Origin of the sequence: Actinokineospora diospyrosa, assembly GCF_024171925.1 — a bacterium.
Classification (GTDB): domain Bacteria; phylum Actinomycetota; class Actinomycetes; order Mycobacteriales; family Pseudonocardiaceae; genus Actinokineospora; species Actinokineospora diospyrosa.
Window position 1 is genome coordinate 223,073 of sequence record NZ_JAMTCO010000002.1, and the last position, 14,844, is coordinate 237,916.

Below are 14,844 nucleotides of genomic sequence, written 5' to 3' on the forward strand. Positions count from 1 at the left end.
TAGTGGCTCGACTCAGGGCGTTGGCCGTGTATCGGCGGGTCCACGGCGTGGCCGGCAAGGCGCCGCAACGTCCTCGTACTGGGTGTACTTGGGCGCTTGCGGCAACGCCGCCAGGCGCGTCGTGGGCGGGTCGAGACACGGTCGACGTTCTGGGTCGTGCTACTAGGATCCGTCCATGCGCAAAACCATGTTCGCCGCGGTGGTCGCCGCCCTGCTGCTCGTGCTGACGGCGTGCGGCGGGGAACCGGTCGCGGGCGCGCCGACCGAGCAGCCCGGCAGCGGCCCGGTGAAGGCCAAGGTGCCCGTCGAGCTGCGGCCGGTCACCTCGGTGAAGCCGGGGCTGGAGGTGTCCGGCGCGGACGAGGTCATCGGGCCGGACGACACGGTCTACACCCTGGCCCCGTCCATCGGCGAGTTCACCGAGTTCGAGGACGTGCGCCCGGAGAAGACCGACTACGGCTGGGTGATCACCATCAAGCTCCCGCCCGCCACCTCGGCGCTGTTCACCAAGTGGACGACCGAGCACGTCGACGAGCAGTTGGCGATCATGGTTGACGGCACGCTCGTCTCGGCGCCGCGGATCGCCTCGCCGATCACCGGCGGGTCCCTGCAGATCAGCGGCAACTTCACCGAGGACTCGGCGAAGAAGCTCGCCGCCGACATCACCGGCGGCACCCCGTGATCGTCGAGATCTACACCGACGGCGCGTGCTCGCCCAACCCCGGTCCCGGTGGGTGGGGCGCGATCCTGCGCTACGGCGCGCACGAGCGCGAGCTCTCCGGCGGTTCCGCCGAGGAGACGACCAACAACCGCATGGAGCTGATGGCGCCGATCCGCGCCCTGGAATCGCTCACCCGGCCCTCGACCGTCCACATGTACACCGACAGCACCTACGTCCGGAACGGGATCACGAAGTGGGTCGCGCAGTGGCGGGCCAACGGGTGGCTCACCTCGGCGCGCCAGCCCGTCAAGAACGTCGACCTCTGGCAGCGGTTGGAGGAGGCGGTGGCGCGGCACGAGGTGCAGTGGCACTGGGTGAAAGGGCACAGCGGGCACCCGGAGAACGAACGCGCCGACCAACTGGCCGTGGCGGGGATGCGGGCCGTGCTCGCGGGCTGAGCGCTTCCCCTTCCAACGTATAGCGCACCGGGGGGCTTGCGGCAAGGCCCGGGTGGTGCCGCAGAATCTGCGCCTGTGCGATCCGCGCTGTCCGCCGCTGGCTCGTCGGGGGGCGGACGACAATGGGTGGAGAGCACAGCGGGTGGGCGAACAAACACCGCGGGCGGACAACAAAAAATCGGCGTACTCTCCATGGTTGGCTAGAGATAAAGCCAGTGGAGAAGCCGCCGAATCTGAGATCAGCTTATTCGCTGTGAGGGGCACGTGTCAAATCAGGGGTATGCGGACGAATTGCGGTCCGAGCGGGGTTATCTCGCCGGGCTCTACACCCGGCTCGACGCCGAGCGCGCGCGGGCACGGGGGCGCTACACCACGGCGGTGGGCGGGAACGGCCTGGAGGCGATGGAGCGCGACGTGCACGTGCGCGCCTCGGCGAAGGAGGTCAAGCGGCTGGACGTGGCGGACAACGGGTTGTGCTTCGGTCGACTGGACACACTTTCGGGGGAACACCGCTACATCGGCCGGATCGGGTTGTTCGACGAGGCCGCTGACTACGAGCCGGTGCTGCTGGATTGGCGGGCGCCGGCGTCGCGGTCGTTCTACACCGCCACCGCGGCCAGTCCGGAGAACATGCGCAGGCGCCGCCAGTTCCACTCGCGCGGGCGCACGCTGGTCGATTTCACCGACGAGGTGCTCGGCCGCCCGGACGGGGACGCGCGCGGGGACGCCGCCCTGCTCGCCGCGGTCAACGCGCCGCGCGGCGAGGGCATGCGCGACATCGTGGCGACCATCCAGGCCGAGCAGGACGAGATCATCCGGCTCGAGCACCCCGGGGTACTGGTGATCGAGGGCGGCCCGGGTACCGGCAAGACCGTGGTGGCGCTGCACCGCGTGGCCTACCTGCTCTACACGCAGCGGGAGCGGATGGAGCGCCACGGCGTGCTCGTGGTCGGGCCGAACCCGGCGTTCCTCAACCACATCAGCCGGGTGCTGCCCTCGTTGGGCGAGTCGGACGTGGTGTTCATGACCGCGGGCGACCTCGTGCCCGGCCTGCGGGTCACCGCGGAGGACGAGCCGGGGGTCGCGCGGCTGAAGGGGTCGCTGAAGGCCGTCGAGGTGCTCGCGGCCGCGGTCGCCGACCGGCAGCGGCTGCCGGTGGAGCCGGTGGCCGTCGAGTTGGGCGGGGTCACCGGGCGGATCGACGCGGAGACCGCGGCGTGGGCGCGCGACGAGGCGCGCGCGAGCGGGTTGCCGCACAACGAGGCGCGCGCGGTGTTCGTGGAGATCATCACCTACGCGCTCACAGAGCGGGCGATCGGTCGGATCGGCAAGGGCTGGCTGACCCGGTCGGACAAGGACGGTTGGGAGCAGCTGCGCAAGGACCTCATCAGCGAGCTCGCCGAGGACGAGGTGTTCGTCGCCACGCTCGACGAGCTGTGGCCGGTGCTGACGCCGGAGGCCCTGCTGGGGTCGCTGTACGCCTCCCCGGAGCGCTTGCGCGCGGCGGGTGCGGACGCCTCGCTGTTCCGTGTGGACGGTACGGCGTGGACGGTGTCGGACGTGCCGCTGCTCGACGAGCTGGTCGACCTGCTCGGCAAGGACAAGGCGGTGGTCGACTCGGCCGAGCGGGAGCGCAAGGCCGAGGCCGCGTACGCCGCCAAGGTGCTCGACAGCATGATCACCCGCGAGGACATGATGGACGACGAGGACCACCTGTTCGCCACGGACCTGCTCTTCGCCGAGGACCTGGCCGAGCGCTTCGTCGAGCACGACACCCGCGAGCTCGCCGAGCGCGCGGCCGCCGACCGCGACTGGACCTACCGGCACGTCGTGGTCGACGAAGCCCAGGAACTGTCCGAAATGGACTGGCGAGTGCTGATGCGGCGCTGTCCCGGGCGGTCCTTCACCGTGGTCGGCGACCTGGCCCAGCGCCGCTCCGCCGCCGGTGCCACGGCGTGGGCCGCGATGCTCGAGCCCTACGTGCCCGACCGCTGGGTCTACCGCTCGCTGACGGTGAACTACCGCACCCCCGCCGAGATCATGACCGTCGCCGCCGCCGTGCTCGCCGACTTCGCCCCCGCCGTGCAACCCCCCGAATCGGTGCGGGCCTGCGGCGTGGCCCCGTGGTCCCGCCAGGTCACCGCGGCCGAGTTGGCCGACGCCGTCGCCGACTTCGTCCGCGACGAGGCGGGCCGCGAAGGCACCAGCGTCGTGATCGGACCACCCGGCGTCCCCGGCGCGGTCGCGGCCTCGGAGACCAAAGGCCTCGAGTTCGACGCCGTCCTGGTCGTGGACCCCGACAAGATCCTCGCCGACGGCCCCCGCGGCGCGGCCGAACTCTACGTCGCGCTCACCCGCGCGACGCAAAGGCTCGGTGTGCTGCACCAAGGGCCGCTGCCGCAGGCCCTGCGCGGGCTTGTCCCCGTTGGAACACCTGGGTAAGCAGCGGCGGGGTGGATGCGAACCTCCCGGTTCGGGAGGAGTTGCCTGCGCTCCAACAAGAGATCCGCATGCATGCCGCCGTGTGGAGGATCTCGGACACGATCCGGATGGCCGCGCTCCTGCTGCGCGAGTGCGGTCATCCGGACGACGCCTGGGTGCTGTGCGCGGCCGAGGTGGTCAGCTTCGACCCGTCGTCGGACTTGCCGTGGCCGTGCTGGAACTGTTGCACAGCAAGGACATCCGGACCGAGCAGGACCGCGCGGTACAGCTCGCGGGCCTACAGGACTACTTGGGCTGAGTCGCAAGACCCCGGGCGCGGCTAGCGGGGCAGCGGGGGCAGGGCGGGGAGAGCGGGCAGGGTGTACTTGCCCGTGGCGCTGACCAGCAGCACGCGCATCGTTCCGCTCTCGGACAACGCCACCCGGGGGTCGACCACCGAGGTGCCGACCCCGGTTTGCCACGGGCGCCAGGTGTACCCGGTCGGGGTGGACACCTCACCGGTCCGCACGACCACGTCCCCGGCCGTCCTGGCGAACACCTCCAGCAATCCCGCGCGCGTGGCCACCGTGACCGGTTCGCCGGTGAACGTTCGGCCGCCGCTGATGTCGGTCCACCCGGCGAAGCCGGTCGGGGTCTCGACCTGGGTGCGGATCGTTCCGTCCACTCCGCGCGCAGTGAGGTGGACGCGATAGGTGGAGCCGCTGGTCGCGGCGATCTGCGGGGCGCCCACGACGAGGAACCCAGGTGCCTTCCGTGCCGCTGTCAGGCCGACGCCGGGGACGAAGCGGCGAACCTCCACCTCGCCGGTCGGCGTGCGGTAGGCGACGATGGAGGAGTTCTCCGATGCCGGGGTGTCTGAGATGGTGAAGTCCGTGCCCACCTGGACACCTGTGCTGAGCCAGGGCTCGTTGCGACCGTCGGGGTGCTGACGCGCGGTCCACAGCACACCTTCGCCGTCCACGGCGAACGACGTGCCGCCGGCGGCCTCGCCGCTGAAGCGGCTGCGGGCCGGGCTGACCACGGCGGTGAACGGGCCACCCTGGTTGACCGCGGTGGCGGGTTTGGGCGCGGCCGGGATGACCACCTGCCGCACGGTCCCGTCGATGTCGAGGGCGCTGACCAGCAGGGCACCCGAGGCGTTGGAGCCGATGGACACCGCGCCGGTCAACGGCCGGGCAGCGCTGTGGCTCGAGGTCCAGGAGATCTGATCGCTGCCGGGCGGGTTCTGGGTGCCGACCAGCACGTGACCGTTGTCGTCGACCCGGGCGACGGCGAACTCCTCCCGGGTGTTGAGGCGCAGCGTCGGGCGCTGCCCGCTGGGCATCGGGAGGGACACGCGGGCCGGTGGCGCGGGACGCTCGGGTGCAGCGCATTTCGCGGGATCGGCCCTCACCTCGCGCAGGGACCGCCACCCCGTGCCGATCGCCTTGGCCGCGCCGCTGTTCGCCCACTTCCCCGAAGCGCTGTCGTAGTGGTACCAGAGCAGGTCTGGGTTGTTCGAGGGTGCGACGGCGTAGATCGTGTCACCGCCCGCGGAGAAGAGGCGGCTGAAGATTCCCCAGCCGGTGCCCACCTTCTGCGCGTACTGCAGCCACCGGTTGGTCGTCACGTCGTAGTGGAACCGGTACAGGCTCCCGTCCCAGTGCGCGACGGTGTAGAACACCCCTTCGCCCGTGGCGACGATGTGGTCGTAGCTCTCCCCGGTGGCGTCACCGATGAGGGCGCCCTGCCTGCCTTCGGGGAGGTCCTTCTCGTAGTTCCACGCGCGCAACCCGAAGGGGGTGAGCGCGAAGATGGTGCCCGTGGAATCGATGGTGATCCGGTTCCGGTTGCCGGGTTGGGCGAGCTCCGCCCAGTACTCGCCGGGGATGGCCCGCGACTGCGAGCCGTTCTGGCTGTCCCAGCCGACACCGTTCCACCGGTAGCGGAGCAACTGACCAGTCGCGCGCACGCTGTAGAACACGCCGTTGGGGCCCGCCAGGGTGTTGCCGGCGTTCCAGCCGGTGCCGATCACCCGCTTGGCGCCCCAGCTCGCGAGACCGGTCTCCGGCTCGTTGTGCGGGTAGGTGAACAGGTCGCCGTTCTCCTCGACCCCGAACACGGCCGCGCTCGGGGCGCAGGTCGGGACCGGCGCCGCGGACGCGGGGACCGCGACCGCGAGCGGGACCACCGCGAGGGCAGCGAGCAGCACAGCACCACGTCGAACGAACGCCACGTCAACCCCAGTCGACAAATGGACCGCTAACCCAGCCGCGGTCCTCCCCAGTTACTGGGTGCACTGTAGACAGTTCGGTGCCGTGATCACCCTGTGTTAGCGGTCACTCGCCGTCGATGGCCTTGTCGCCGAGGGCCTACGGGTGTGCGCGGGCCGCGTCATAAGACCGTTGCACGATCGCGCGCAGGGCAGCGGGATCCGCCTGGTCGACCCGCTTCAGGTACAGGCAGCTCTTGCCCGTGCTGTGCTTTCCCAACGCTCCCAACAGATCCGCGTAGTCCTCCAGCTCTCCCGTCAAGTACAGCACCGTCTGCGCCTTGCGCGGTGAGAACCCGACCGTCACGGTGTCGCCCTCGCGGCCGGACTCGTAGCGGTAGTGGCGGGAGCCGAAGCCGATGATGGACGTGCCCCACAGCACCGCGGGGTGGCCGGTCACCTCGGTCATCAAGGCCACCAGCAGGTCGGCGTCCGCGCGCCGCCGGTCGTCGGTGATGGCCGCGACGAACGCGGCGACGTCACTGGTGGTCGGTTCCAACAGGCACCTCGCTCAACAGGGTCCGGCACAGGGAGATCAGCCGGGCGCGCAGCGGGGCCGCGCGCTCGGTGAACGCCGACTGCGCCCGCACGTACTCCGCGCGGCCGCGTTCGGTCTCGATCGGCACGGGGGCGTAGCCCAGGGCCGACAGGTCGTACGGGCTGGCGCGCATGTCCAGCGTGCGGACGTCGACGGCCAGGGCGAAGCAGTCGGCCACGAGGTCCGACGGGGTGTGCGGGTCGAGCTTGTAGGCCCACTTGAACAGGTCCATGGTCGCGTGCAGGCAGCCCGGCTGCTCCAGCTCGACCTGCCCCTCCCTGGTCGGCCGCAGCGTGTTCAGCGGCCGGGCGGGCGGGGTGAAGAACCGGTACGCGTCGAAGTGCCCGCACTTGATCGTCGAGGACTCCACCACCGCGTCGGTCCCGGCCGACCCCAGGCGCAGCGGCCAGGCGGCGTGGCGCACCTCGGCGGTGCGGTAGACCATGGCCCACTCGTGCAGACCGAAGCACCCCAGGCGCGGGGGGCGGCTCGCGGTCGCGGACAGCAACGACAGCACGAACTCCGCCGTCGCCCGCCGACCGGGGGTCAGCGGACCCAACCGCACCCCGGCGTCGGTGGCGGCGTACGCGGGCCACCGCAGGTACTCCGCCGCCGAGGGACCGGCCAGCACGACACCCGGGCCGGGGTGCCAGCGCTCCAGGTGCGCCGGGCGGTGCGAGTAGTAGGTGAACAGGAAGTCCAGCACCGGGTGCTTCTCCCGCCGGACGCGGCGCTCCTGGTGCGGGTCGGTCCAGCGCCGGACCCGGGCCACGTGCGCGTCGCGCAGCCCGTGCCAGTCGGCTTCGGGCAGGACTACCTCAGGAGCCGTCACCGATGTGTGTCCCGTCGCGCACCGTGCCCACGTATTCCTCCACCAGGTCCTCCAGCGCCACCACCCCGAGCACCACGCGGTCGGCCGACACGGCCTTGGCGAGGTGGCTCTGGGTCCGCCGCAGGGCGGCGAGCGCCTCGTCGAGCCGGGAGTCGGCGGGCAGTTCCGGCAACCCGCGCACCCGGGACCAGGCCACCCTAGTCGCCGGGTCGGAGTCGACCTGGTCGAGGACGTCCTTCACGTGCACGTAGCCGTTGAGGGTGCCGTCGGGCATCCGGACCGGGAACCGGGAGAACCCGGTCTCGGCGACCGCCGCGGCCACCGCGCCGACCGTCGGCGGGTGCGGGACGGTCTTGAGCGCGGCCAGCGGCACCAGCACCTCGGCCACCGTGCGCCCCGCCGAGGACAGCGTGTTGGTGAGCCTGCGGTGCTCGGAGTCGTCGAGCAGGCCCTCGCGGCGGGACTCGGCGATCAGCGTCGCCAGCTCGTCGGGGGTGTAGGCGTTCTCCAGTTCCTCGCGCGGCTCCACGCCGAACCGGCGCAGCACCGCGGTCGAGATCTTGGTGAACATCCCCAGCAGCGGCCGCACCAGCTTGCAGAACGCCAGGTGGACCGGCACCAGCGTGGTCGCGGCCCGCTCCGGGCCCGCGATCGCCAGGTTCTTCGGCACCATCTCGCCCAGCACCGTGTGCAGCGTGACCACGACCCCCAGCGCCAGCGCGAACGCCACCCCGTGCACGACCGCCTCCGGCAGGCCCAGCGCGCCGAACGGGCCCTCCAGCAGGTGCGCGATCGCGGGTTCGGCGAGCGCGCCGAGGCCGAGCGAGCAGACCGTCACGCCGAGCTGGGCGCCCGCGATCAGCAGCGGCAACTGCCTGCCCGCCTCGATCGCCGCGGCCGCCCGGGTGTCGCCCGCCCTGGCCAGCAGCTCCAGCCGGTCGCGGCGCGCGGTGATGATCGCGAACTCGGCGCCGACGAAGAACGCGTTGCCCAGCAACAGCACCAGCGTGGCGCCCAGTGCCAGCAGGTCGCTCACGTGCTCACCCCCGGGAGTCGGGCCACCCGCAGCTCGGCCACCCGGTGCCGGTCCATCCGCAGCACCGTCACCCGCCAGCCGTCGATCCGGATCTCGTCGTTGACGTCGGGGATGCGGCCCAGGCGGGTCAGCACCAGGCCCGCGACCGTCTCGTACTCCCCGGCGGGCATCCGGAACCCGGTGGCCTCGGCGAGCTCGTCGTCGCGCAGCAGCCCGGACACCAGCCAGCTCTCCCGGCCCAGCGGCCGGACCGGGTTGACCTCGCCGCGGTCGTGCTCGTCGCGCACGTCGCCGACGATCTCCTCGATCAGGTCCTCCAGGGTGACCAGGCCAGCGGTGCCGCCGTACTCGTCGACGACCAGGGCCACCTGCAGGCCGGAGCCGCGCAGCCGGTCCAGCAGCACGTCACCGTCGAGCGACTCGGGCACGGTCGGCACCGGCCGGGCCAGCTCGGCGACCGTCGTGCTCGCCCGCAGCTGCCTCGGCACCCCGAACACCTGCTTGACGTGCACGACCCCGCGCACGTCGTCGAGGTCGCCGCCGTGCACCGGGAACCGGGAGAAGCCGCTGCTGCGGGCCAGGTCGATCAGGTCGGCCACCGTCGCGTCCGCGCGCAGGGCCTGCACCCGCACCCGGGGCGTCATCAGCTCGTCGGCGGTCCGGTCGCCGAAGCGCAGCGAGCGGCTGAGCAGGGTCGCGGTGCCGGTGTCGATCGCCCCGGACGCGGCGCTGGAGCGGACCAGGCCGCCGAGTTCCTGCGGCGAGCGCGCCGAGCGCAGCTCCTCCTGCGGCTCGACGCCCAGGCCGCGCACGATCCAGTTCGCCGACCCGTTGAGGCCGTGGATCAGCCAGCGCAGCACCGAGGAGAACACCGCCTGGCTGCCCGCGACCGCCCGCGCGCTGGCCAGCGGCCTGGCGATGGCCAGGTTCTTGGGCACCAGCTCGCCGAACACCATCGACAGCGACGTGGCCACCAGCAGCGCGATCACCAGCGCGACCGCGTCCACCGCGGTGCGGCCCATGCCGGTCCACAGCAGCACCGGTTCCACCAGCGCCGCGAGTGCGGGCTCGGCGATGTAGCCGGTGATCAGCGTGGTGATGGTGATGCCCAGCTGCGCGCCGGAGAGCTGGAACGACAGGGTGCGGTGCGCCCGCTGGATCGCCAGGGCCCGCCGGTCGCCCACCTGCTCGGCGTGCCGGTCGACCTGGCTGCGCTCGAGCGTGGTGAGGGCGAACTCGGCGGTGACGAACAGCGCCGTACCGAGGGTCAGCGCGCACACGGCCAGCAGGCCCAGGACGCTGAGCAGGACTCCGGTCACCGAGCACCCCGCTCGGGTTCCGGGCCGATATGGCAGCCGGGACTCTCTCCCGGCCCGCTACTGCGGCCCGGTCTCTTCTTCTGCGCCTTGCGCACGGGAAGCCGTACTCCTCGGATCCGTCCTGACGAACCGGCCCAGTCTAGAGCGATCCGGGCCCGCGTGGCGCGCGCAAAGGTGACCGGTCAACGAGACGGACGCCACCCGGGGTCCCGGCCGAGCAGCGCGACCAGCCGCGCCAGGGGGCCCGCGGCGTCGGGGACCGGCACCGGCGGGGCGAAGATCCCCGCCTCGACCCAGTCCGCCACCTGGTCGGCGAACTCGGCGTGCAGGGCCTGGGCCAGGTCATCCCCGATCCCCGGGTCGTGGCCGGTCGCGGTGGCCAGGTCCCAGCCGTGCACGGCGAGGTCGAGGGTCATCTGCCAGCGGTACTCGCGCGCGGGGACCGTCGCGTGGCTCAGGTGGACCGGCAGTTCGTCCGGCACGCCGTCCCAGGCCAGCCGGGACACCGCCGAGGCCGCGGTCCACGCGTCGAGCGGGTCGGCGCCGAGCAGGTCGCCGTCGTAGCGGTCGCCGACCTGCTCGACGGTCTCGCCGCCGACCAGGTGCGGTACCCACAGCTGTTCGGACACCAGGTGGTTGACCAGGTCCCGGGTCGACCAGTCGGCGCACGGTGTGGGCGCGGTCCAGTCGGTCACCCGGTGCGCGGCGCGGTCGAAGACGTCCCTTGCCCGGTCGTGGGCGGTGCGCAGATCCATGGAGCCCAGTTCAGCGGACTTGCGCGGTCCGCGCTCGACGCACCCCGGCGAGCACGCCCAAGGCCGCCGCGCCGAGCTGCGCCCCAGCGGTGATGGTGATCGCTGTGCCCGGGCCGACCGCCGGGACGAGCCAGCCGCCCGCCGCTGCGCCGAGCGAGTAGGTGCCGATCTTGAGGCTGGCGCCCGTCGTCGACACCTGCGCGAGCAGAGCAGCGGGGGAGTGCCGCTGCCGGACCGCCATGATCGCCGGTAGCGCCAACCCCTCCGCGAGCCCGGCGACCGCTGCGAGCATGAGCGTCCAGGTGACACTGTCCACGGCGGGCCACGCGAACATCAGGGCACCGAACGAGGCCGTGGCGGCGACAACGGTCAGCTCCGGGCGCGGACCGGCGATGAACCTGCCGAGGGTGGCCACCGCTATAAGGCAACCGATCTCCATCGCGGTCCACACGTACCCGGCCGCCGCGCGGTCCTGGCCCAGTTCCTGCATCCGCAGCGGTAGGGCTACCGCGAGGATCCCCACCGAGCCGTACCCGAGCACCGTGGTCAGTGTCGCGCCACGCAGGGGAGGGGTTTGGACCAGGTGGACCAGTCCCGCCCGGACTGTCCGCAGCAGCGACGCGCGTTCCACCTGGGACACGCCGGGCACCGACGGCAGGAACAACGTGCCCACAGAACCGGCCAGCGCCAACACCGCGATGAGCCACACCGCCGCCGCGGGGTTGACCACCGCGGCCACGGTCCCGGCGAGCGCGGGCCCGGCGATGGCACCGATGTTGAAGGTGGCCGCGTCGACCGCGTTGGCCTTGGGCAGTCGTTCGGCCGGGACCAACTTGGGGATCAGGCTGGAGTACCCGCCGCTGGTCAGTGGCAACGCGAGTCCTGTGAGAGCCGCGAGCACGAACGGCAGCACCGGCACCCTGCCGACCGTCAGTACCAAACCGACACATGTGGCCGCCAATAGGACGCCACCGGCCCCCAACACGGCCCGCCGGTACGCGATCCGGTCCAGCCACGCGCCCACGACCGGTCCGGACACAATGGAGGGCAGCGTGTACGCGGTCACCGTCGCCCCCGCCAGCGCCGGACTCCCCGTCCGGTCCAAGACCAGCAGGACGACCGCCACCGCGACCATCTCGTCGGCGATCCTGGCGAAAGCGGCTGACGCCACGTACGCGCGCATCGGGAGATTCTTTAGCTGCTGCGCCGGTGTCGTCGAACGGTTTCTTCGACCAGGTCCAGCACGGGGTCCATGTCGTCGGCGGGCAGGCCCATGGCCAGGTGTGACACCAGGCCCTCCAGCACCAGCTCCAGGAAGCCGGTCAGCACCTCGACGTCCACATCGTCACGCAGGTTGCCCGCCTCGCGTTGGCGCAGCAGGCGCTCGCGCGTGGCGACGGTCAACTGCTGCGACCGTTCCGCCCAGCGGGACCGGAATTCCAGGTCGGTGCGCAGCCGCCGCGACACCTCTAGCCTCGTACCCAGCCAGTCGGCCGGGTTGAGGGCCTCGCCGCCGCCACCGGAGGGGGTGGTCGAGAGCAGTTCCCGCATCACCTGGACCAGGCCCTGTTCGGCGACGACCTCGGTCATCCGCAGCACGTCGTCCTCGGCCAACGCGAGGAAAAGCGACTCCTTGTCGCGGAAGTGGTGGAAGATGGCTCCTCGGGACAGTCCGGTAGCCTCTTCCAGCCTGCGAACGGTGGCCCCCTCGTACCCGTGCCGGGCGAAGCACGACCGGGCCCCGTCGAGGATCTGGCGCCGTCGCGCGTCGAGATGGTCTTGGCTCACCCTGGGCACCCGTCGATGGTGTCAGTCGACCGGTGGCGAAGCAATCCGTACGTACGTTTTGGGTACGCGGCGCACATCACGCCCGCCGCGGCCCGACCCGTTCGGCGCAGCGGGTCCGTGCGGCTGTCGGTGGCCGCGTGTAGCGTCGTTTTCCGGCAAGGCGTGAAAGAAAGGAGTGATCCCTTTGTCCGCTTCGCGCCACACCGTTGAGCCCGATCGCCGACGGTTGCGAGCCAGAGTGGAGGCCGAGGCCTACGTCGCCTCGGTCTGCTTCAAGCACGGCCCGCCGTGTCTGCTGGGCGTCGAGCTGGAGTGGGTCGTGCACCACCGCGACGACCCCGGGCGGCGACTCGACCCCGACCACCTCGCCGCCGCGCTCGGTCCCCACGCCCCGACCACGCTGCGCGCGGACAGCCCGTGGCTGCCGCTGCCGTCCGGTTCCCCGGTCACCCTGGAACCCGGCGGGCAGGTGGAGATCTCCTCCCTCCCCGCACCGACCCTGGCCGCCGTGGTCGACGCCGTGCAGGCCGACCACCGCCACCTCACCGAACTCCTCGACCGCGCGGGTCTCGTCCTCGGCCGCACCGGCCTCGACGCCCACCGTTCCCCGCGCCGGGTCCTCGACACCCCCCGCTACGCGGCGATGGAGCGCGCCTTCGCCCCGATCGGCGCGCACGGCATCACCATGATGTGCGCCAGCGCGGGCCTGCAGGTCTGCCTCGACGTCGGCGAGGCGGCCGACGTGCCGACCCGGTGGGCCGCGCTCAACGCGCTCGGCCCGGTCCTGATCGGACTCTTCGCCAACTCGCCCGACCTGGCCGGGGCGCCGACCGGGTGGGCGTCGGCGCGGATGCTGCACGTGCTCGGCGTCGACCCGCGCCGCTCCCGACCGGTCCCGGTCACCGACGACCCCGCCCAGGCCTGGGCGGACTACGTGCTCGACGCCCCGCTGCTGTGCGTGCGGCGCCCGGACGGGGTCTGGGACGCCCCGGACGGGGTCACCTTCGCCGACTGGGTCGACGGCGCGCTCGAGCACCCGCCCTCGCTCGACGACCTCGACTACCACATGTCCACGCTGTTCCCGCCGATCCGCCCGCACGGCTACTTCGAGGTCCGCTACCTCGACGCCCAGGACGGCGACGACTGGATCGCCCCCGCCGCGCTGCTGGTGGCGCTGATGGACGACCGGGCGCTGGTGGACGCCGTGGTGGACGTGTGCGCGCCGGTCGCCGACCGGTGGCTGGACGCGGCCCGGCTCGGCCTGACCGACCCCGACCTCGCGCTCGCCGCCCGGCGGGTGCTCGACCTGGGGATCCCGGCCGCGGCCGGACTCCACCTGCCCGCCGAGCAGGCCACCGACCGGCTGGTGGCGCTGCGCGAGGCGCTGGACGCACCGGAAGCGACGAACGGGAGGAAGTCGTGACCAGCACAGATCTGCCCGTGGGGAGCAACACCGACACCGAGCGCGTCCGGGAACGGGTCGCCGACGCGCTGCTGCGCTCACGGGCCCGCAGCACCCTGCTGACCGACGCGGTCGACGACGACGACCTGGTCCGCCAGCACTCGAAGCTCATGTCGCCGCTGGTGTGGGACCTCGCGCACATCGGCAACCAGGAGGAGCTCTGGCTGGTGCGCGACGTCGGCGGCCGCGAGCCGGTCCGCTCCGACATCGACGAGCTCTACGACGCCTTCCAGCACTCCAGGGCCAGCAGGCCCGCGCTGCCGCTGCTGTCGCCCACCGAGGCCCGCACTTACGTGGGGGAGGTGCGCGACAAGGTGTTCGACGTGCTGGAGCGGGTGCCGCTGCACGGGTCCCGGCTGGTCGACCAGGGGTTCGCCTTCGGGATGATCGTCCAGCACGAGCAGCAGCACGACGAGACCATGCTGGCCACCCACCAGCTGCGCACAGGCGCCCCGGTGCTGCACGCGCCCGACCCGGATCCCGCCTTAGTCGCGCCTATAGGCGCTCGTGAGGTGTTCGTGCCCGCTGGGGAGTTCACCATGGGCACCTCCACCGAGCCGTGGGCGCTGGACAACGAGCGCCCCGCGTTCCAGACGCACGTCGACGCGTACTACATCGACACCGTCCCGGTCAGCAACGGCGACTACCTGACCTTCATCGACGCCGGTGGCTACGACAACCCCGCCTGGTGGAGCGAGGTCGGTTGGGCCTACCGGCAGAAGGCGAACCTGACCGCGCCCCGGTTCTGGCAACGGGACGGCGACCGGTGGGTCCGGACGCGGTTCGGTGTGGTGGAACAGGTCCCGGTCGAGGAGCCCGTCGTGCACGTGTGCTTCCACGAGGCGGCCGCGTACGCGAAGTGGGCGGGCAAGCGGTTGCCGACCGAGCCGGAGTGGGAGAAGGCGGCCAGGTTCGACCCGGCCACCGGCCGCTCCCGCCGCTACCCCTGGGGCGACGAGGATCCCGGCGTCGAGCACGCCAACCTCGGCCAGCGCCACCTGCGGCCCGCGCCGGTCGGCTCGTACCCCAGGGGCGCGTCACCGCTGGGGGTGCGCCAGCTCATCGGGGACGTCTGGGAGTGGCTCGACTCGGACTTCCAGCCGTACCCGGGGTTCGCGGCGTTCCCGTACCAGGAGTACTCCGAGGTGTTCTTCGGCGGCGACTACAAGATGCTGCGCGGCGGGTCCTTCGGCACGGACAAGGCGGCCGTGCGCGGCACCTTCCGCAACTGGGACCACCCGATCCGGCGGCAGATCTTCTCCGGCTTCCGGTGCGCCCGCGACGCGACCGGGGCGCGCTAGT

Annotated in this window: 13 protein-coding genes; 5 read left to right on the plus strand and 8 right to left on the minus strand. The window is 72.1% G+C overall.

Annotation, left to right across the window (positions count from 1 at the left end):
* The first annotated feature begins 175 nt into the window (after window positions 1–175).
* The 3 genes from LV75_RS03575 to helR all read left to right on the plus strand — a co-directional run bounded on the left by LV75_RS03575 (window position 176) and on the right by helR (window position 3,561).
* Complete coding sequence (locus tag LV75_RS03575) at window positions 176–682, plus strand: SecDF P1 head subdomain-containing protein (protein WP_253885167.1); 507 nt, start codon at window positions 176–178, stop codon at window positions 680–682.
* Entirely contained in the window at window positions 679–1,119 is a 441-nt protein-coding gene (gene rnhA / locus LV75_RS03580; protein ID WP_253885168.1) for a ribonuclease HI, read from the plus strand. The genes LV75_RS03575 and rnhA overlap by 4 nt, the downstream gene beginning before the upstream one ends.
* Before the next feature lie 264 nt (window positions 1,120–1,383).
* Window positions 1,384–3,561, plus strand: coding sequence for an RNA polymerase recycling motor ATPase HelR (gene helR / locus LV75_RS03585; RefSeq protein ID WP_253885169.1), 2,178 nt, complete (start codon window positions 1,384–1,386; stop codon window positions 3,559–3,561).
* Between the two features lie 319 nt (window positions 3,562–3,880).
* Here helR and LV75_RS03590 read toward each other — a convergent pair whose 3' ends face one another.
* The 8 genes from LV75_RS03590 to LV75_RS03625 all read right to left on the minus strand — a co-directional run bounded on the left by LV75_RS03590 (window position 3,881) and on the right by LV75_RS03625 (window position 12,089).
* A complete protein-coding gene (locus LV75_RS03590; RefSeq protein ID WP_253885170.1) occupies window positions 3,881–5,776 on the minus strand; it encodes a tachylectin-related carbohydrate-binding protein in 1,896 nt (631 codons plus the stop codon).
* Window positions 5,777–5,912: 136 nt separating this feature from the next.
* Window positions 5,913–6,311, minus strand: coding sequence for a DUF1801 domain-containing protein (locus LV75_RS03595; protein ID WP_253885171.1), 399 nt, complete (start codon window positions 6,309–6,311; stop codon window positions 5,913–5,915).
* Window positions 6,292–7,182 (minus strand): 3-methyladenine DNA glycosylase, encoded by an 891-nt coding sequence (locus LV75_RS03600; protein ID WP_253885172.1) that lies wholly within the window; start codon window positions 7,180–7,182, stop codon window positions 6,292–6,294. The genes LV75_RS03595 and LV75_RS03600 overlap by 20 nt, the downstream gene beginning before the upstream one ends.
* Window positions 7,169–8,218: a hemolysin family protein gene (locus tag LV75_RS03605; protein WP_253885173.1), complete on the minus strand. Its 1,050-nt coding sequence runs from the start codon at window positions 8,216–8,218 to the stop codon at window positions 7,169–7,171. The genes LV75_RS03600 and LV75_RS03605 overlap by 14 nt, the downstream gene beginning before the upstream one ends.
* Entirely contained in the window at window positions 8,215–9,537 is a 1,323-nt protein-coding gene (locus LV75_RS03610) for a hemolysin family protein (protein WP_253885174.1), read from the minus strand. The genes LV75_RS03605 and LV75_RS03610 overlap by 4 nt, the downstream gene beginning before the upstream one ends.
* A gap of 182 nt (window positions 9,538–9,719) precedes the next feature.
* Window positions 9,720–10,292 (minus strand): TIGR03086 family metal-binding protein, encoded by a 573-nt coding sequence (locus tag LV75_RS03615; protein WP_253885175.1) that lies wholly within the window; start codon window positions 10,290–10,292, stop codon window positions 9,720–9,722.
* 10 nt (window positions 10,293–10,302) lie between these two features.
* A complete protein-coding gene (locus LV75_RS03620; RefSeq protein WP_253885176.1) occupies window positions 10,303–11,475 on the minus strand; it encodes an MFS transporter in 1,173 nt (390 codons plus the stop codon).
* A gap of 11 nt (window positions 11,476–11,486) precedes the next feature.
* On the minus strand, window positions 11,487–12,089 hold the full coding sequence (locus tag LV75_RS03625; protein WP_253885177.1) for a TetR/AcrR family transcriptional regulator: 603 nt from the start codon (window positions 12,087–12,089) through the stop codon (window positions 11,487–11,489).
* Between the two features lie 217 nt (window positions 12,090–12,306).
* Between LV75_RS03625 and egtA the strand changes: the two genes are divergently transcribed.
* Entirely contained in the window at window positions 12,307–13,503 is a 1,197-nt protein-coding gene (gene egtA, locus LV75_RS03630) for an ergothioneine biosynthesis glutamate--cysteine ligase EgtA (protein WP_253885178.1), read from the plus strand.
* A complete protein-coding gene (gene egtB / locus LV75_RS03635; RefSeq protein WP_372504127.1) occupies window positions 13,500–14,843 on the plus strand; it encodes an ergothioneine biosynthesis protein EgtB in 1,344 nt (447 codons plus the stop codon). Before egtA ends, egtB begins: the two co-directional genes overlap by 4 nt.
* The last annotated feature ends 1 nt before the right edge of the window (window position 14,844 follow it).

Coding starts and splice junctions, on each gene's coding strand:
- LV75_RS03615 (WP_253885175.1), bottom strand. CDS start 10,292: ATGGATCTGCGCACCGCCCACGACCGGGCAAGGGACGTCTTCGACCGC.
- LV75_RS03575 (WP_253885167.1), top strand. CDS start 176: ATGCGCAAAACCATGTTCGCCGCGGTGGTCGCCGCCCTGCTGCTCGTG.
- LV75_RS03620 (WP_253885176.1), bottom strand. CDS start 11,475: ATGCGCGCGTACGTGGCGTCAGCCGCTTTCGCCAGGATCGCCGACGAG.